Origin of the sequence: Spirillospora sp. NPDC047279, from assembly GCF_040643285.1 — a bacterium.
Lineage (GTDB): Bacteria > Actinomycetota > Actinomycetes > Streptosporangiales > Streptosporangiaceae > Spirillospora.
In genome coordinates, this window is record NZ_JBEYUA010000003.1 from 390,517 (window position 1) to 407,741 (window position 17,225).

General features: G+C 71.5%; 18 protein-coding genes. 16 read left to right on the forward strand and 2 right to left on the reverse strand.

Going from position 1 to position 17,225, the window contains the following annotated elements; all coding sequences use genetic code 11:
• Positions 1 to 98: 98 nt before the first annotated feature.
• The 14 genes from ABZ810_RS09025 (at position 99) to ABZ810_RS09090 (ending at position 14,925) form a co-directional block, all read left to right on the forward strand.
• Positions 99 to 728, forward strand: coding sequence for a DUF6286 domain-containing protein (locus ABZ810_RS09025; RefSeq protein WP_358401161.1), 630 nt, complete (start codon positions 99 to 101; stop codon positions 726 to 728).
• A gap of 6 nt (positions 729 to 734) precedes the next feature.
• The gene (locus ABZ810_RS09030) at positions 735 to 1,298 is read left to right on the forward strand and encodes a hypothetical protein (protein WP_358401163.1); all 564 of its coding nucleotides are present in this window, start codon (positions 735 to 737) and stop codon (positions 1,296 to 1,298) included.
• Between the two features lie 81 nt (positions 1,299 to 1,379).
• A complete protein-coding gene (locus tag ABZ810_RS09035; RefSeq protein ID WP_358401165.1) occupies positions 1,380 to 2,225 on the forward strand; it encodes a maleylpyruvate isomerase family mycothiol-dependent enzyme in 846 nt (281 codons plus the stop codon).
• Between the two features lie 378 nt (positions 2,226 to 2,603).
• A complete protein-coding gene (locus ABZ810_RS09040; RefSeq protein WP_358401167.1) occupies positions 2,604 to 4,001 on the forward strand; it encodes an MFS transporter in 1,398 nt (465 codons plus the stop codon).
• A gap of 247 nt (positions 4,002 to 4,248) precedes the next feature.
• Positions 4,249 to 4,569: an SCP2 sterol-binding domain-containing protein gene (locus ABZ810_RS09045; protein WP_358401170.1), complete on the forward strand. Its 321-nt coding sequence runs from the start codon at positions 4,249 to 4,251 to the stop codon at positions 4,567 to 4,569.
• Between the two features lie 18 nt (positions 4,570 to 4,587).
• The gene (locus ABZ810_RS09050) at positions 4,588 to 4,857 is read left to right on the forward strand and encodes a hypothetical protein (RefSeq protein WP_358401172.1); all 270 of its coding nucleotides are present in this window, start codon (positions 4,588 to 4,590) and stop codon (positions 4,855 to 4,857) included.
• Between the two features lie 13 nt (positions 4,858 to 4,870).
• On the forward strand, positions 4,871 to 7,000 hold the full coding sequence (locus ABZ810_RS09055; protein WP_358401174.1) for a M36 family metallopeptidase: 2,130 nt from the start codon (positions 4,871 to 4,873) through the stop codon (positions 6,998 to 7,000).
• A gap of 162 nt (positions 7,001 to 7,162) precedes the next feature.
• Positions 7,163 to 8,326, forward strand: coding sequence for a thiolase family protein (locus ABZ810_RS09060; protein ID WP_358401177.1), 1,164 nt, complete (start codon positions 7,163 to 7,165; stop codon positions 8,324 to 8,326).
• Positions 8,327 to 8,382: 56 nt separating this feature from the next.
• Positions 8,383 to 8,838 carry a helix-turn-helix domain-containing protein gene (locus ABZ810_RS09065; protein WP_358401179.1) on the forward strand — a complete coding sequence of 152 codons (456 nt, stop codon included), beginning with the start codon at positions 8,383 to 8,385 and terminating at the stop codon, positions 8,836 to 8,838.
• Positions 8,839 to 8,890: 52 nt separating this feature from the next.
• Positions 8,891 to 9,889: a LacI family DNA-binding transcriptional regulator gene (locus ABZ810_RS09070; protein WP_358401182.1), complete on the forward strand. Its 999-nt coding sequence runs from the start codon at positions 8,891 to 8,893 to the stop codon at positions 9,887 to 9,889.
• Between the two features lie 140 nt (positions 9,890 to 10,029).
• Entirely contained in the window at positions 10,030 to 11,400 is a 1,371-nt protein-coding gene (locus ABZ810_RS09075; protein ID WP_358401185.1) for a sugar ABC transporter substrate-binding protein, read from the forward strand.
• Between the two features lie 3 nt (positions 11,401 to 11,403).
• Positions 11,404 to 12,348 carry a sugar ABC transporter permease gene (locus ABZ810_RS09080; RefSeq protein ID WP_358401188.1) on the forward strand — a complete coding sequence of 315 codons (945 nt, stop codon included), beginning with the start codon at positions 11,404 to 11,406 and terminating at the stop codon, positions 12,346 to 12,348.
• Between the two features lie 17 nt (positions 12,349 to 12,365).
• On the forward strand, positions 12,366 to 13,325 hold the full coding sequence (locus tag ABZ810_RS09085) for a carbohydrate ABC transporter permease (protein ID WP_358401191.1): 960 nt from the start codon (positions 12,366 to 12,368) through the stop codon (positions 13,323 to 13,325).
• Positions 13,326 to 13,365: 40 nt separating this feature from the next.
• Positions 13,366 to 14,925: a glycoside hydrolase family 13 protein gene (locus tag ABZ810_RS09090; RefSeq protein ID WP_358401194.1), complete on the forward strand. Its 1,560-nt coding sequence runs from the start codon at positions 13,366 to 13,368 to the stop codon at positions 14,923 to 14,925.
• Here the strand turns inward: ABZ810_RS09090 and ABZ810_RS09095 are convergent.
• On the reverse strand, positions 14,922 to 15,368 hold the full coding sequence (locus ABZ810_RS09095; protein WP_358401197.1) for a hypothetical protein: 447 nt from the start codon (positions 15,366 to 15,368) through the stop codon (positions 14,922 to 14,924). The two genes, ABZ810_RS09090 and ABZ810_RS09095, sit on opposite strands and share 4 nt — an antisense overlap.
• 158 nt (positions 15,369 to 15,526) lie before the next feature.
• Here ABZ810_RS09095 and ABZ810_RS09100 point away from each other — a divergent pair, with 158 nt between their 5' ends.
• Both ABZ810_RS09100 and ABZ810_RS09105 read left to right on the forward strand, forming a co-directional pair.
• Complete coding sequence (locus ABZ810_RS09100; RefSeq protein WP_358401199.1) at positions 15,527 to 15,958, forward strand: Hsp20/alpha crystallin family protein; 432 nt, start codon at positions 15,527 to 15,529, stop codon at positions 15,956 to 15,958.
• Between the two features lie 65 nt (positions 15,959 to 16,023).
• Positions 16,024 to 16,332 (forward strand): MerR family transcriptional regulator, encoded by a 309-nt coding sequence (locus ABZ810_RS09105; protein ID WP_358401202.1) that lies wholly within the window; start codon positions 16,024 to 16,026, stop codon positions 16,330 to 16,332.
• Here ABZ810_RS09105 and nadE read toward each other — a convergent pair whose 3' ends face one another.
• Entirely contained in the window at positions 16,333 to 17,181 is an 849-nt protein-coding gene (gene nadE / locus ABZ810_RS09110; RefSeq protein WP_358401205.1) for an ammonia-dependent NAD(+) synthetase, read from the reverse strand. It abuts the gene before it with no gap.
• Positions 17,182 to 17,225 lie beyond the last annotated feature (44 nt).

The window sequence follows — 17,225 nt, forward strand, 5'->3', positions numbered from 1 at the left end:
ACACGCCGGTTCTCGCGGTTGCCGCTTTCCCACGGTGACATTGCCTCACCATGGGTAACGGCACCTGACGGTGCGTCGAAGTCTCCACGGGGGTGGTGATGGGCGAGACGCTGATCACGGAGTTGATGGAGGACGCGCCGGACCGGGACGGCGACCGGGCGCGGGCGCGGCGGCTGGCCGTGGCCGAGTTCCGGCCGCGCCGGACGGCGATCGGCCTCGTGACGGCGCTGGTGGTGACGTCCGCCGCGGGCATCGTGGCGTACGAGACGCTGGCGTTCATGCTCGGCCGGCCGTTCCGGCTGCTGCCCGCCGAGGACGTCGCGCGGCTGTCACGTCGGCTGACCTGGCGCGACGCCGGAGTGCTCGCGACCGGCGCCGGGCTCGCCGGCACCGGTCTGCTGCTCCTGCTCGCCGCGCTGCCGGGCCGGGCCCGGCTGGTCGCGCTTCGCGGCACCGGCGGCCGGTCGGCGGCCGGCGTCGCCCGTTCCGCGCTGCAACGGTCGCTGACCGCGGCCGCGCTCGGCGTGCCCGGCGTCGGCAAGGCGAAGGTGCGGCTGCGCGGCAGGCTGCGGCGCCGGCGGCGCGTCGTCGTCTGGGCGTCCACCCGCTACCGCAACCCCGCCAACCTCTCCGACCTGGTCCGCACGGCCGTCACCGCGCACCTGGAGTCGGTGGGCCTGATGGACGAGCGGCGCGTGGACGTGCGGCTGAGCTGGCGGAAGGACTGAGGGCGGATGCGAGTCGGGATCACGATCACCGGGCTGGTGCTGCTGGCCGCGGGTGCGGCGACGCTCTCGCTCGGGCTCGGCGCGTTCGGCGCGGAACGGGCCGGGGCGCCGCTGCTCGACGCGGCGATGACCCGCCACGGCGGGGCGGACTGGTTCTGGCCGGTCGTCGCCGCGGTCGCCGAGATCGTCACGCTGGCCGGCGCGGTCTGGACGGCGCGCCTGCTCAGGAACGCCGCCGGGCGGCGCCGCGCGGCCGTCGACGGGCCCACCCGGATGCTCGCCCGCGCGGCCGGCCGTGACCTGGTGCGCGCGGCGAAGCCGCTGCCCGGGGTGCGCGACGTGCGGACCCGGCTGACCGGATCGACGGACCGCCCGCGGCTCCTCCTTGACGTCGACTGCGACGGCGCCACGCCACTCGGCGAGATCCACGCCGCGCTCGGCACCGGGCCCGCGGACCGCTACCGCGCCGCGATGGGCATGCCCGAGCTGATCGTCGTGATCCGCTTCAGGTTGCCCGAGCCCGAGCCGGCGCCCGCGGTGGTGCCCGAGCCCGAGCCCGCCCACGCCTGAACGGGCGGACCGCGCTACGGCCGGGTGGGCCGGCCGGAGGTGCGCTTCTACCCGCCGCCGTGACGGCTTAGGGTGCACGATGTGGCGAACGAGATCCGCGTGAACGACGGCGCCGGGGCGGACGGCGAGATGCGACGCAACGTCGGGGCGTTCGAGCAGACGGTGCGGTCCACGATCCTCCTCGCGGAGACGTTCACCGGGCCCGAGTGGGACCTGCCGACCGAGTGCCCCGGCTGGAGCGTCAAGGACGTCGTCTCGCACATCGTCAGCGTGGAGGCGATGTTGCTCGGCGACGACCCGGCGTCCTTGCACGTGCTGCCGGACGACCTCCCGCACGTGCGCGGCGAGATGGGCCGCATGCTGGAGCTCGGCGTCGACGCGCGCCGCCCGGTGCCCGGCCCGCGGGTGCTCGGCGAGCTGCGCGACGTGCTGGAACGGCGGCTGGCGGCGCTCGCCACGATCGACCCGGACCAGGAGACGATGGCGCCGAACGGCCGCATGGTGCCGTACTCGATGTTCATGGTCTTCCGCGCGTTCGACTGCTGGGTGCACGAGCAGGACGTCCGGCGCGCGACCGGCCGGCCCGGCAACCTCGACGCGCCCGGCGCGGAGTGCGCCCGGACGATCCTGCGGCCCGGCCTGCCGATGGTGGTCGCCAAGCGCGCGGGCGCGGCGCCCGGCCAGTCGGTGGCGTTCCGCGTCACGCGCCCGCTGCCGTCCACCGCGTACGTCGAGGTCGGCGCGGACGGGCGCGGGCGGCTGGCGGACGAGCCGGGGCAGGTGCCCACGGTCACGCTGAGCATGGACTGGGAGACCTACGTCCGGCTGGCCGCCGGACGGTGCGGGCCCGCTGACGTCACGGTCGAGGTCACCGGCGACGCGGACCTGGCCGGCCGGGTTCTCGCGGCCATGTCCGTGACGCCCTGAACGTTGTTCGTGAGGCACCTGAGCGACCCGAGTTGGGGATCGCTTTGACCGTTGTTGGGGTATTGAATCCACAAATCTCCTGGTCACTGGGCTACTGTCCGAAGTGACCGCTCTGAACGTCGAGGGGATGGGGGACGCGCATTGACTGACACTCCAGTAACCGGCGGCTCCAGGTCGGAGCCCTTCGACGCTCGGGGGGATATGACGAACGACTTCTCGGGCCCCTTCCACTAGCGGCCCGTCCCGACGGAGGCCGCGGCGACCCGATCGCCGCGGCCTCCGTTCGCGCGCGGGCGCGACATCGCCCCTCCAGTGGGTTGTCTTTTCCAACTCTCTATCTCTATGGTGAGTTGATATTTCCAACTCACTGGAGGTGCCGTGCGCACGGACCACCGCCTGGGCCCCGTGTTCGCCGTCGTCGCGGCCGGGGTGGCGATGTCGAACCTCGACGTCTTCATCGTCAACGTCGCCCTGCCGGAGATCGGCACGCACTTCGGCGGCGCCTCGCTGGCGTCGTTGTCATGGATCCTCAACGCCTACGCGGTGGTCTTCGCCGCGCTCATGGTCCCGGCGGGCGGGTTCGCCGACCGGACGAGCCCGCGGCGCGCGTACCTGCTCGGGCTCACCGTCTTCACGGCCGCCTCGGTCGCCTGCGCGCTGGCCCCCGGTGTGTGGACGCTGGTCGCCGCCCGCGTGGTCCAGGCCGCGGGCGCCGCCGTCCTCATTCCGTCCTCGCTCGGCCTGCTGCTCGCCGCCGCACCGCCCGAACGCCGGATGGCGGCCGTCCGGGGCTGGACCGCGATCGGAGGCGTGGCCGCCGCGCTCGGCCCGGTGGTGGGCGGCGCGCTCACCGACCTCGACTGGCGGTGGGTGTTCCTGGTGAACGTGCCGATCGGCATCGCCGCGATCGTGGCCGGCCTGAAGCTGCTGCCGCGCACCCCCGCGAAGGAGGAGACCCCGCGCGCCGACCTGCTGGGAGCCGCCGCGCTCACCGCCGGCGTCGCGTCGCTCTCGCTCGGCGTGGTGAAGAGCTCCGACTGGGGATGGACGTCCGCCGAGGTCATCGGCTCGCTGGTGGCCGCCCTGGTCCTGCTCGCCTGGTTCGTGACGCGGTCGGCCCGGCATCCTTCGCCGGTGTTGCCGCCGGCGCTCCTCCGCGTTCGGGGCTTCGGTCCGGCGACGCTGGCGAGCGTGCTCTTCGCGGTCGCCTTCGCCGGGATGGTGCTGTCGTCGGTGCTCTGGTGCCAGGAGGTCTGGCACTGGTCGGCGCTGCGCACCGGGCTCGCGATCGCGCCGGGCCCGCTCATGGTGCCCGCGCTCGCCGTCGGCGCGGCCCCGATCGCGCGGCGCTTCGGCGCGGGACCGCTCGCGATCGCCGGGTGCGCGTTCTTCGCGGGCGGCATCGCCTGGTGGACGTGGCGGATCGAGGACGGGTACGCGGCGGGCATGCTCCCCGGGATGCTCCTCACCGGGATCGGCGTGGGCCTGACCCTGCCGACGCTGGTCGGCGCCGCCGTCACCGCGGTCCCGCCGCAGAACTTCTCGACCGGGTCCGGCGTGGTCACCATGGCCCGCCAGGTCGGGATGGTGCTCGGGATCGCCGTCCTCGTCGCCGTCCTCGGGGACCGCCCCGACGCCGCCGCGTTCGACGCCGGCTGGGTGGCCACCCTGACCGCCACCGCCGCCGTCGCGGTCGTGTGCCTCTTCCTCCCCAGGCCCCGCCCGGTCCCGGCGCCCACCACGGGGCCCCCGAGGCAACCGGCCGCCCAGGCGTGACATCGGTTGACCGTGGTTTCGCTGCGGGCTTCCACATTCGGTCAGAACGGACATGGATCATCGGGAGACATGGACGGAACCCCGGTGCGCTTGTTTGTCTGTTCCCCAGACCGGCGGCCCCCTAGGGGAGGGGGATCCACCGCGGTCCGAAGGGGAAACGGGGTTCCTAGAAGTGACCAGTTACGCCTGCCTGCGGGGGCTCTCCGCAGGAATCGACAAAGGATCCGACGACGGATACCGCGCGGTCATGGAACGTCTCGCGGCCGACCTCAAGGGCGGCGGCGTAGACGACAAGGTCGTGCTCCAGGTGTCCGTGGGGGCGGACGACGCCACGGACGATCGGCGCTACCTCACCGCGTCACCGGGACGGGCGGGCGGCGACCGCGTTTCGCGTCCCGACGTCGAGGTGGTCATCGCGCCGGAGACGTTCTGGAAGATGGCCGAGGGCGCGTACTCGCCCGTGGCCGCCCTTCAGGACGGGCGGCTCCGGCTGCGCGGTGACATGACCCTCGCCAAGCGGCTGCTCCGGTTCCTGGCAGGGCCCGGCGGCTCGGTCGACTGCGGCTGACGGAAAAGGGGACACATCATGGCATCCGTCATCGGAACCATCGACTTCATGCACGTCGGCGAGACCTTCGCGAAATTCCAGATGAAGGACGAGACCGACGGCAGCGCCGAGACCTTCATCCTCTTCGCCGACACCGACGCGGAGATCCCCGACCGGGTGACCCAGAGCCTCTGGTCGGCGATCCTCCGCGACGCGATCCTGAACGGCACCAGGATTCAGGTCGGCACGCCGAGCGCCAACTCCGCCGTCGTCTCCCTTCTCACGATGCACGCCGCGCCGGCTCCGTGAGAGAGGTGACGACATGGCGATACCCGACAACTTCCACGCCCTGTACGACAGGGACGCGGCGGAGGCGGCCGGGCTGGCGATGCCCGGCCCCGTCCCGCGGCACGAGACGGGCAGCCGCCGCCTCGCGGAACGGCTGCCGCGGCTGCTGACCGACTACGACGGCGCCACCGGCGGTCCCGTCCAGGTGTGGAACCTGGACCCGGAGCCGCTCGGCCCGCCCGCGCCCACTCCGGAGGCCGCGGTCACCGGGTTCGTCGCCGACCGGACCGACCTGTGGGGGCTGAGCCGGGACGATCTCGGCACCCTGGAGGTCACCGGCGTCAGCCGGACCGGCCTGCGGAGCGTGCACCTCGTCCAGCGCGTCGGCCCGGCCGAGGTGTGGGGGTCCGAGGTCACGGTGGCGATCGACTCCGACAACGCGGTCACGGCCGTCGCGGGGCAGATGTTCCCCGGCGCGGCCGGCGCGCCGACCGCCGCGCTGGACTCCGTTCCGGCGGAGAACGCCATCGCGCGGGCCGCCGCCGACCTCACCGGTGAGGGCTTCGAGCCGTCCGACTTCGTGCCGGCGATCGATCCCGGCTCGGGCAACGGCTCTCCGTACCGCTTCTACACCTACGCGGCGCGCGACCGGGAACCGGAGCTCGAACGGCCGGTCCGGGTCAAGGACGTGCTCTTCCCGTTCGGCGGGGAGCGGTTCGTCCCGGGCTTCTACCTGGAGCTCTGCTTCAAGCAGGGGCCCGCGTTCAGCTACGTGGTCGAGGCCGCCGACACCGGGCAGGCCATCCTGTTCCGCAACAACCTGACGGCCGAGGCCTCCTTCACCTATCTCGTCCACAACACGCGGGACGTGCTGCTGCGCCCGCTCGACAGCCCGGCGCCGGGGACGCCGCATCCGAACGGCACGCCCAACGGGTTCCAGGCGTCGACGGTGGGGGAGGTCGCGGTCAGCGTCGACAGCCTGATCGGCGATCCGTGGCTGCCCGCCACCGCGACCACCACGCAGGGCAACAACTGCGCGGCGTACGCCGACCTGGTCGCGCCGGACGGGCGCGGCAACGGTGACGTGCTCGGGCAGACGACGAGCACCCGCACGTTCGGCAACACCTACAACCACGGCCTGTCCGCGACCGACCCGGCCAACCTGCAGAACAGCCTCACCGGGATGTTCTTCCACGTGAACTGGCTGCACGACCGCTGGTACGCGGCGGGCTTCGACGAGGGGGCGGGCAACGCCCAGCAGGACAACTTCGGGCGCGGCGGCGCGGGCGCCGACCGGATCCTCGCCGAGGGCAACGACTTCAGCGGCACCACCAACGCCAACATGCTGACGCCCGCGGACGGCGCCAGCCCGCGCATGCAGATGTTCCTCTTCCCCGGGCCGAACCCGGACCGGACGAGCAACCACGAGGCCCTGATCACCTTCCACGAGATGGGCCACTACATCACCAACCGGCTGGTCGGGAACGCCAACGGGCTGACCAACGTCCAGGGACGTTCCATGGGGGAGGGCTGGGGCGACGCGTTCGCCCTGGTCATGACCTCGCGGGCGGGCGAGGACTTCGCGCGGGGCGCCTTCGCCGCGGGCGGCTGGGTCGTCCGCGACCTCCAGGCCGGCTTCACCGACAACTACTACTTCGGGATCCGCCGGTATCCGTACTCGGCGCGGACGACGCTCAACCCGCTGACGTTCCGCCACATCGGCAACAACGTGGCGCTGCCGGCGGGGCCGCCGATCACGCCGTTCACGGTCCCGGTCAACGCGCCCAACAACGAGGTGCACAACGCCGGGGAGGTGTGGTGCTCGGCGTTGTGGCAGGTGTTCGTCAACCTGGTCGCGCGGCACCGGCACCACCACGCCGAGCGGCGCATGGTGCACTACATGGTCGGCGGGCTCAAGCTGACGCCGAGCCAGCCGACGTTCGTGCAGGCCCGGGACGCCTTCATCCAGGCGGTGACCGCGATCGACCGCACCGACCTGGCCCCCGTGTGGCGCGGCTTCGCCACGCGCGGGATGGGCAACGGCGCGATCGCCCCCGCCTCGAACTCGACCACGCTGAACGGGGTGACCGAGAGCTTCACCGTCCCGGCGGGACTGCCGGACGACGAGAAGATCGAGAATCTGGCCGCGATGAACATGTTCTGACCGGCCCGTCCCGCGCACGCCTCCCGCCGATCAACCGGCGGGAGGCGTACGCATGTTCGGCGGATGTGTGACGGCCGCCATGCGCGCTGTGGGTTGTGTTTTCCAACTTTCAGGCGGATCATCTGAGCCAGAGGGTTTGGTTTTCCAACCGAGGAGGACGCCATGCGGGACGCGGTGATCGTCGAAGCGGTGCGCACGCCCGTCGCCAAGGGGAAGCCGGGCGGGGCGCTGCACGCCGAACACCCGGTGGACCTGCTGGCCAGGACGCTCACGGCGCTGGTCGACCGCACCGGGATCGACCCGGCCGAGGTCGACGACGTGATCGGCGGCGTGGTCACCCAGGCGGGGGAGCAGGCCGTGAACCTCACCCGGTCGGCGGTCCTCGCCGCCGGGTTCCCCGAGAGCGTGCCCGCGACCACCGTCGACCGGCAGTGCGGCTCGTCGCAGCAGGCCGCGCACTTCGCCGCGCAGGGCGTGATCAGCGGCGCGTACGACGTCGTCATCGCGTGCGGCGTCGAGTCGATGTCGCGGGTGCCGATGGGGTCCGCCGTCCTGCCCGGCAGCGACCCGTTCGGGCCCGGCATGCACGCGCGCTACCCCGAGGGCCTGGTCGGGCAGGGCATCAGCGCCGAGCTCATCACGGCCCGCTGGAAGTTCACCCGCGAGGATCTCGACGCGTTCGCCCTGGAGTCGCACCGGCGGGCGGCGGCGGCCTGGGACGGCGGCGAGTTCGACCGCGAGGTCGCCTGGACGGGGCAGCGGGACGAGACCGTCCGGCCGGGCACGTCCATGGAGGCGCTCGCCGGGCTCAAGCCCGCCTACTACCAGCCCGCGTACGCGGAACGGTTCCCCGAGATCGGGTGGCAGGTGACGGCGGGCAACGCCTCGCCGATCAACGACGGGGCCGCCGCCCTGCTCATCATGAGCTCCGACGCGGCCCGGCGGCTCGGGCTGCGGCCGCGGGCGCGCTTCCACTCGTTCGCCGTGGCCGGCGACGACCCGCTGCTGATGCTCACCGCGGTCGTCCCCGCCACCGAGAAGGTGCTCGCGCGCGCCGGGCTCTCCCTCGGCGACATCGGCCTCTTCGAGGTGAACGAGGCGTTCTCGCCGGTGGTCCTGGCCTGGCGGCACGAGACCGGGGCCGACCTCGCCAGGGTCAACGTGCGCGGCGGCGCGATCGCCATCGGCCATCCGCTCGGCGCCAGCGGGGCCCGGCTAATGACGACGCTCGTGCACGCGATGGAGGACCGCGGCGAGCGCTACGGGCTCCAGACCATGTGCGAGGCCGGCGGCCTCGCCAACGCCACCGTCCTCGAACTCCTCTGACCGGACCGGGCGGCGGGTCGGTCGGAGAACCCAACCGACCCGCCTAGGCTGGACGTATGCCGCGTACATCGAACAAGGACGTTCACCCCCGCGAGTGCTCCGTCGCCGACACGCTCCAGATCGTGGGCGAGCGCTGGACGCTGCTGGTGATCCGCGAGCTGCTCTACGGGGTGCGCCGGTTCGACGGCATCGCCCGCAACACCGGGGCGTCCCGCGACATCCTCGCCGCCCGGCTGCGCAAGCTGGAGGCGGCGGGCATCATCCGGCGCGAGCTCTACAACGCCCACCCGGCGCGGTACGAATACCACCTGACCGAGCCGGGCCGGGAGCTGAGCGACGTGCTCTCGACCCTGATGAAGTGGGGCGACCGGCACCTGCACCGCGAGGACCCGCCGGTGCGCTGGATCCACGTGTGCGGCGAGGTCCTCGACCCGGTCGTGGTGTGCGCCCATTGCGGCGAGCCCGCGCGGGCCGGCGGTCACCCGACCGGGCGTGGCGCGCTGCTCGATTGAAATTTCTGCAAGCACTGCAAATGGCTTGCGTGATTCGTTCTATGCTTTCACCATGTCACGAAGACTGGCGGACGTCGCGCGCAAGGCCGGTGTCAGCGAGGCCACGGTCAGCCGGGTCCTGAACGGCAAGCCGGGGGTCTCCGAGGCGACCCGGGCCGGTGTCCTGACCGCGCTCGACGTGCTGGGCTACGAACGGCCCACGCAACTGCGCGGCGACCGGGCCCGGCTGGTGGGCCTGGTCCTCCCCGAACTGCAGAACCCGATCTTCCCCGTGCTGGCCGAGGTGGTCGGCGGCACCCTCGCCCAGCTCGGCTTCACCCCCGTCCTGTGCACGCGCACGGTCGCCGGCCTCTCCGAGTCCGACTACGTCAAGCTGTTGCTCGAGCAGCAGGCGTCCGGCGTGGTCTTCGCGGGCGGCCAGTTCGGCGAGGCCGACGCCTCGCACGACCACTACCGGCTGCTGCGCGAGCGCGGCATGCCGGTCGTGCTGGTGAACGCGGCGATCGAGGACCTCGGCTTCCCCCGCGTCTCCACCGACGACGCCGTCGCGGTGGAGCAGGCCCACGGCCACCTGCGGTCCCTCGGTCACGAGCGGATCGGCCTGGTCGTGGGGCCCGAGGACCACATGCCCTCGCGCCGCAAGGTGGCCGCGTTCGAGAAGGTCTCCGCCGGCGGGCGGGCACCGGTGGAGCACGCGCTGTTCGGGCTGGAGGGCGGGCAGGCGGCGACGGCGCGCCTGCTCGCGCTGGGGATCACCGGGGTCATCTGCGGCAGCGACCCGCTCGCGCTGGGCGCCATCAAGGCGGTCCGGCGGGCGGGGCTCAAGGTGCCCGGCGACGTGTCGGTGGTCGGCTTCGACGACTCGGCGCTGATGAGCTGCGTCGACCCGCCGCTGACCACGGTGCGGCAGGCCATCGAGGCGATGGGCCGCGCCGCGGTGACGCTGCTCGGCCGGCAGATCGACGGCTCCAAGGCCGTCGACGAGGAGCTCCTCTTCGAGCCCGAGCTGGTGGTCCGCGGGTCCACGGGTCCGGCTCCCACGGGGCGCTGACTGTCGATTTTTTGCAGGATTCTATTCAGAGTCTTGCAGTGTGATGTGCGTCGCTCTATCGTTCTCGCACCGGATCGTGCACCCCGGCTTTCGGTTCGAGGTGGCCTGCCCCGGCCGCCCGCGAGAAAGGGACCACCCCCATGAGCCCTCCGACGAGGAGACTCCGAAAGTTCACGACCGTGCTCGCGGCCTTCGCGCTCACCGCCGCCGCCTGCGGCGGCGGCGGTGACGACAAAGAGGGCGACGCCTCGGGCGCCGTGGACGAGAAGGTCACGATCACGGTCGGCTGCATGCCGGCCAAGAGCCAGCCGGCGCAGCGCAAGGAGTGGCAGGAGGACGTCGCCGCGTTCCAGAAGCTGCACCCCAACATCACGGTCGTCGGCAAGGACCCGTTCCCGTGCGCCGACCCCAAGACGTTCACGGCCAAGCTCGCCGGCGGCCAGATGGAGGACGTCTTCTACACCTACTTCACCGACGTCCGCAAGGTCGTCGAGTCCGGCCAGGCCGCCGACATCAGCAAGTACACCGGCTCGATCAAGCAGTTCCCCGACCTGATCCCCTCGGTCAAGCAGCTGTACTCCGACGGCGACAAGCTCTACGGCCTGCCCCGGCAGAACTACGCGATGGGCCTGATCTACAACCGGTCGCTCTTCACGAAGGCCGGGCTCGATCCCGACCGGCCGCCCACCACCTGGGCGCAGGCGCGCGAGTACGCCAAGAAGATCTCCGGCCTGGGCAACGGCACCGTCGGCTTCGCCGAGCTCAGCGCCGGCAACCAGGGCGGCTGGCACTTCACCACCGAGATCTACGGCCAGGGCGGCGAGGTCGTCACCGCCGACGGCAAGAAGGCCGCGTTCAACAGCCCGCAGGGCAGGGCCGTGCTGCAGAACCTCCAGCAGATGCGCTGGACCGACGACTCCATGGGCACCAAGCAGCTGCTCCAGGGCGCCGACGTGCAGCGCATGATGGCGGCGGGCAAGGTCGGCATGTACGTGTCGGCGCCCGACGAGGTGACCGCGCTGGTCGACCAGTTCCAGGCCGAGTACGAGGACTACGGCCTGGCGCCGATGCCCGAGGCCAAGGGCACCCTGCTGGGCGGCGACGGCTACATGTTCAACGTCAAGGCGTCCCCGGCCAAGATCAAGGCCGGCCTGCTGTGGCTGGAGTACTACGCGCTCACGCCCGGCCAGGGCCAGTTCAACTACGTGCGGGCCGCCGCCAACAAGCGGGCCGTCGGGCTGCCGCAGCCCAACTTCTACCAGGGCCGGACCGCCGCCACCGACCAGGACCTGCGGGCCAAGTCGGCGAACGTCCCCGTCGCCAACTACAAGCCCTACCAGGCCGCCGTCACCGGCATCCCCGGCAAGCTGGAGCCGCCGAACGCGCAGGAGATCTACGCCACCCTCGACACGGTGATGTCGGCCGTCCTGACCAGGCGGGACGCCAACATCGACCAGCTGCTCGCGGACGCCGAGAAGAAGGTCAACAACATCCTGCTGCGGGCGAACTGACCCGTGGTCACCACCCTCAAGAGCGCCGCGCGGCGGCCGCCGGTGCCCGAGCGCACCCGGCGGCCCCGCCGGCGCGGGCTGCCGCGGGGTGCACGGCGCAACCTGTCCGCGTACGGCTTCCTGTGCGGAGCGCTGATCTGCTTCGCGGTCTTCTCCTGGTACCCGATCATCCGGCAGGGACTGCTCGGTTTCCAGAAGACCAACTTCGTCGGGGAGTCGGAGTGGGTCGGCCTGGACAACTTCGAGCGGGTCACCTCCGACCCCGCGTTCGGCGCCGCCTGGAAGAACACGATCACGTTCACCCTGCTGGCGCTGCTGTGCGGGTTCGTGCTGCCGTTCGTGACCGCGATCGTGCTGAACGAGCTCCGGCACGCCCGCGCCTACCTGCGCTTCGTCGTCTACCTGCCGGTGATGTTGCCGCCCGCGGTCGCGGTGCTGCTGTTCAAGTGGTTCTACGACCCCGGGCCCGGGCTCTTCAACCAGATCCTCGGGGCGGTGCACCTGCCCACGCTGAGCTGGCTCGACTCGACCAGCACCGCGCTGATCTCGCTGGTCATCGTGGCGACCTGGATGAACATGGGCAGCGGCACGCTGATCTACCTGGCCGCGCTGCAGAGCGTCCAGAGCGAGCTGTACGAGGCGGCCGAGCTGGACGGCGCAGGGCTGCTGCGGCGCGTCTGGCACGTCACCATCCCGCAGACCCGGCTGATCCTGCTGGTGATGCTGCTCCTGCAGGTCGTGGCCACCATGCAGGTGTTCGTCGAGCCGTACCTGCTCACCGGCGGCGGCCCCGAGGACGCCACGGTCAGCGTCGTCTACCTGATGTACCAGTACGCGTTCAACTTCAACAGCTACGGCGGCGGCAGCGCCCTCGGCCTGATGCTGATGCTGGTCCTGATGGTGTTCTCCGCCGCGTACCTGCGCGTCACCCGCGACGACCGAGCCTGAACGAGAGGAGCCAGCCGATGTCGACCCTCACCGCGCGCCCGTCCGGTCGGCGGCGGGCCGGTCCACGGCGCCGCCGAGCGGACCGCGGGTACGCCAAGGCCGCGCCGCCGCGCACCCTCGTCTCGCCCCGGCAGCTCGGCACGCCGCGCGGCAAGGTGATCTATTGGACCGTTCTCATCTTCGTCCTGGTGCTGTTCACGGCGGTGTTCGTCTTCCCGCTCTACTGGATGGTGACCGGGGCGATGAAGTCGTCGGGCGAGCTGGCGCAGACGCCGCCGAGCCTCTTCCCGGCCGACCCCGACCCCGGCATCTACAAGGAGGCCTGGGACCGGCTGTCGCTGGGCCGGTTCCTGCTGAACACGCTGTGGTACGCGGCGGGCGCGTGGGCGTTGCAGATGGCGATCTGCGTCCCGGCGGCCTACGCGCTGTCCAAGCTGCGGCCGGTGCTGGGCAAGACCGTGCTCGCGTTGATGCTGGCGACGCTCATGGTGCCGCCGACCGTGCTGCTCGTGCCCATGTACCTCACGGTCAAGGACGTGCCGATCCTGCACGTCAACTGGCTGAACACCCCGATGGCGATCTGGTTCCCGGCCGCCGCCAACGCGTTCGGCATCTTCCTGCTCAAACGGTTCTTCGACTCGATACCGACCGAGCTGCTGGAGGCGGCGCAGATCGACGGCGCCTCCTCGGTGCGGGTGCTCTGGTCGGTCATCATGCCGATCTCGCGGCCGATCCTCGCCGTCGTCTCGATCTTCGCGGTCGTCGGCGTGTGGAAGGACTTCATCTGGCCGCTGCTCGTCCTGCCCGACACCGAGAAGATGACCGTCAGCGTGGCGATCTCGTCCCTGTCCAACCAGACACCGGAGAACATCCTGCTCGCGGCCCTGGTGATCTCGAGCATCCCGGCCATCATCCTGTTCTTCCTCTTCCAGCGGCACATCATGGCCGGTCTCACGGCCGGCGGCCTGAAGGGCTGACCCAGGGCAGCCGTTTCATTCGTTAAGGAGTCTCTTCAGCATGCCCGAAATCGCTTTCACCGCGTGGTGGCGCGACGCCGCGATCTACCAGGTCTACCTGCGCAGTTTCGCGGACGGCACCGGCGACGGCATCGGCGACCTGGCGGGGCTGCGGGCCCGCCTGCCCTACCTGACCGAGCTCGGCGTCGACGCGCTCTGGATCACCCCCTGGTACCCCTCGCCGATGGTGGACGGGGGCTACGACGTGGCCGACTACCGCGACATCGACCCGGTCTTCGGGACGCTGGCCGAGGCGGAGAAGCTGATCGGCGAGGCGCACGAGCGGGGGCTGCGCATCATCATCGACATCGTCCCCAACCACGGCTCGGACCACCACGCGTGGTTCAAGCAGGCGTTGCGGGACGGCCCCGGCGCCCCGTCCCGCGAACGTTTCTGGTTCCGGCCCGGCCGGGGCGACGAACCGCCGAACGACTGGCAGTCCATCTTCGGCGGCCCGGCCTGGACGCGGGTCCCGGACGGCGAGTGGTACCTGCACCTCTTCGACCCCGGGCAGCCCGACTTCAACTGGAGCAACCCGGAGGTGCGCGAGGAGTTCCTCGACATCCTGCGCTTCTGGTTCGACCGCGGCGCCGACGGCATCCGCATCGACTCGGCCGCCGTCCTGGTCAAGGACCCCGACGCCGAGCCCGACGGCCTGGACCCCTACACCGACCGCGACGGCGTGCACGAGATCTACCGCGAGTGGCGGCGGGTGGCCGACTCCTACGACAACCGCGCGCTCATCGGCGAGATCTGGCTCCCCGACCAGGACCGCTTCGCCGCCTACCTGGCGCCCGACGAGATGCACACCGCGTTCAACTTCGACTTCCTCAACTGCCCGTGGGACGAGCCCGCCCTCCGCCGCAACATCGAGACGACCCTCGCCACCCACACCCCGATCAACGCCCCGGCCACCTGGGTGCTCTCCAACCACGACGTGACCCGGCCGGTGACCCGCATGGGCCGTGCCGACACCTCGTTCTCCCTGGACGACCGCCGCCACGGCGACCCGACCGACCTGGCCCTCGGCACCCGCCGCGCCCGCGCCGCCGCCCTCCTGGCGATGGCCCTGCCCGGCAGCGTGTACGTCTACCAGGGCGAGGAGCTGGGCCTCTGGGACGTCGAGGACCTGCCCACCGACCTCCTCCAGGACCCCATCTGGCGCCGCTCCGGCCACACCGACCGGGGCCGCGACGGCTGCCGCGTCCCCCTCCCGTGGGCGGGCGACGCACCCCCGTTCGGCTTCGGCGGCGACCCCTGGCTGCCCCAGCCCGCCGCCTGGCGCGACCTCACCGCCGAAGCCCAGACCGCCGACCCCGGCTCGATGCACGCCCTCTACCAGCAGGGCCTGCGCCTGCGCCGCGACCTGGCGGGCACCCCGTTCACCTGGCTCCCGTCCGCCCCGGACGTCCTCACGTTCACCCGCGGCGACACGTTCACCTGCGCCGTCAACCTGGGGGCCACCCCCGTAGAGCTCCCACCCGGCACCCCGATCCTCACCAGCGCCCCCGTGGAGAACGGAATCCTTCCCCCGGACACCACCGCCTGGCTGGCGCCCTAGGTCACGTTGAAGCTGTACGTCACGTCGAGCGGACCCTGGCTCTTGCCGGGGTCCGCCTCCTTGGGCAACCCCTGAACGTGCACGGTCGCCGCCCCCGCCCGCACCGGATTGACGACCCACTCCGTATACCCGGGATCGACCAGGTAGTTGACCTGGTCGAGCCGCACGGCCCCACCCTGCACCCGCGGCTCCTGCCACACCCACCCGTTGCTCAGCCGGATGCTCACCGGCTCCCCGTGCAACGCCACCGTCTTCCCGCTGTCCTTCTCAGTCAGAACCACCTTGCCTCCAGCCGGTGCCGACGTACCCGGGGCCGTCGCCGAGGTGGCGGGCGGCGTTCCGGCGGTGGCCGACGCCGGATCCCGGTCTCCGTCCGACGCGCATGCCGTCAGAGCGGCGAGCAGGAGGACGGCCGGCACCACGACCCGCGACAGCGACAGCATGCCTCCAGTGCTACCACTTCCCGGCACGAGCGCCGAGGGACTCGCGCCGACGGATGACGTCGCGCAGAAGACTTGACAACCCAGGGACATGAAACCTATAAATCTGATTGCAGGTTCTCTTTCGGGCGAAAAGTCCCGATCTTCGGAGGTGATGAACGATGTTGCTGACGTCGATCGACCCGTTCGTGCAGGAGTTCGAGCGTCAGTTCAACCAGCTGACCCGGCAGACCGCCGCCGGTGCCGCGATGCCGATGGACGGCGTCCGGCGCGCCGACGACGTGGTGCTGCGCTTCGACCTTCCCGGCATCGACCCCGCCTCGGTCGAGGTCACCGTGGACCGCGGCGTGCTGACGGTCAGCGCCCGCCGCGAGGAGGAGTACGCCGAGAACGACCGGCTGTTCGTTCGCGAACGCACCATGGGCACGTTCACCCGGCGCGTCTACCTGTCCGAGCACCTCGACGCCGACGCGATCGAGGCCGCCTACGACAACGGCGTCCTCGCCGTCCGCATCCCGGTGCTCGAGCGGGCCAAGCCCCGCAAGATCGAGATCCAGCACAGCGGCGACGGGCCCAAGGCCATCCACCGCTGACGGCGCGGAAGGCCCGGCCGCGGCTCCTCCCGGCCGGGCCTTTCCCACGAGAGGAGAGCCGCCCCTTGACCGATCCCCTCCAGGACGAGCACGCCCCGCTCTTCACCGTCGGCCAGGTCGCCTCGATGCTCGACGTCCAGCAGGCCTTCCTGCGCCGCATCGACGAGCACCAGGTCGTGTCGCCCCAGCGGTCGGCGGGCGGTCAGCGCCGCTACAGCCGCCACGACATCGGCCAGGTCCAGCACGTCGTCGGCATGGTGGGCGAGGGCATGACCCTCCCCGCCATCCGGCGCATCATCGAGCTCGAACACGAGCTGGCGGCCCTCCGCGCCGAGCGCGACACCCTGGCCGCCCGCCTGAACGACCGCGACTGATCAGCGGGCGTCCCGCCACCAGTCATCGAGCGGGGTGACCGGAACGGTGCGCTTGTGCCGCGTCGCCACGAAGACGGACTCGACCTTCGCCGCCAGTTCCGGGGTGACGTCGACGCCTTCCAGATAGTCGTCGATCTCGGCGTACTTCAGGCCGAGGGCCAGCTCGTCGGGGAGCGCGGGGCGTTCGTCCTCGAGGTCGGCGGTCGGCACCTTCTCCCAGACGCTCGGCGGCGCGCCCAGCTCCTGCAACAGCGCGGCGCCCTGGCGTTTGGTCAGCCCGGTCAGCGGCGTGACGTCCACACCGCCGTCGCCGTACTTGGTGAAGAAGCCGGTCACCGCCTCGGCCGCGTGGTCGGTGCCGACGACGAGCAGGCCCAGCTGCCCGGCGATCGAGTACTGGACCACCATGCGTTCCCGGGCCTTGATGTTGCCGCGGACGAAGTCGCGCAGCCGCGGCTCGTCGCCCAGCAGCTCCTTGAGGCCGAGCGCAGACTCGGCGGCGACGGCGTCCGCGCTCGGCTTGACGTTCACCGTGATCGACCGGTCGGGACGGATGAACCTCAGCGCGATCTGCGCGTCCCCCTCGTCGGCCTGCACCCCGTACGGCAGCCGCACCGCGACGAACGTGACGTCGTGCCCCTCGGCGCGCAGCTCCTCACTGGCCAGCTGGCACAACCGGCCGGTCAGCGTGCTGTCCTGGCCGCCGCTGATCCCCAGCACGAACCCCTTGGCCGGCGTCGACCGCAGGAAGTCCTTGAGAAAGTCGACCCTTCGCCGGATCTCCTCCTTGGGCTCGATGACCGCCCGTACGCCGAGCTCAGCGAGGATCCGCTCCCGTAGTTCCGCCATGCCCGCACTGTACCGACCGAGATCATCCCGGGCCGGGGGAGACT

Coding starts and splice junctions, on each gene's coding strand:
- ABZ810_RS09090 (WP_358401194.1), top strand. CDS start 13,366: ATGCCCGAAATCGCTTTCACCGCGTGGTGGCGCGACGCCGCGATCTAC.
- nadE (WP_358401205.1), bottom strand. CDS start 17,181: ATGGCGGAACTACGGGAGCGGATCCTCGCTGAGCTCGGCGTACGGGCG.
- ABZ810_RS09030 (WP_358401163.1), top strand. CDS start 735: ATGCGAGTCGGGATCACGATCACCGGGCTGGTGCTGCTGGCCGCGGGT.
- ABZ810_RS09065 (WP_358401179.1), top strand. CDS start 8,383: ATGCCGCGTACATCGAACAAGGACGTTCACCCCCGCGAGTGCTCCGTC.
- ABZ810_RS09095 (WP_358401197.1), bottom strand. CDS start 15,368: ATGCTGTCGCTGTCGCGGGTCGTGGTGCCGGCCGTCCTCCTGCTCGCC.
- ABZ810_RS09100 (WP_358401199.1), top strand. CDS start 15,527: ATGTTGCTGACGTCGATCGACCCGTTCGTGCAGGAGTTCGAGCGTCAG.
- ABZ810_RS09045 (WP_358401170.1), top strand. CDS start 4,249: ATGGAACGTCTCGCGGCCGACCTCAAGGGCGGCGGCGTAGACGACAAG.
- ABZ810_RS09070 (WP_358401182.1), top strand. CDS start 8,891: ATGTCACGAAGACTGGCGGACGTCGCGCGCAAGGCCGGTGTCAGCGAG.
- ABZ810_RS09060 (WP_358401177.1), top strand. CDS start 7,163: ATGCGGGACGCGGTGATCGTCGAAGCGGTGCGCACGCCCGTCGCCAAG.
- ABZ810_RS09075 (WP_358401185.1), top strand. CDS start 10,030: ATGAGCCCTCCGACGAGGAGACTCCGAAAGTTCACGACCGTGCTCGCG.
- ABZ810_RS09050 (WP_358401172.1), top strand. CDS start 4,588: ATGGCATCCGTCATCGGAACCATCGACTTCATGCACGTCGGCGAGACC.
- ABZ810_RS09085 (WP_358401191.1), top strand. CDS start 12,366: ATGTCGACCCTCACCGCGCGCCCGTCCGGTCGGCGGCGGGCCGGTCCA.
- ABZ810_RS09025 (WP_358401161.1), top strand. CDS start 99: ATGGGCGAGACGCTGATCACGGAGTTGATGGAGGACGCGCCGGACCGG.
- ABZ810_RS09055 (WP_358401174.1), top strand. CDS start 4,871: ATGGCGATACCCGACAACTTCCACGCCCTGTACGACAGGGACGCGGCG.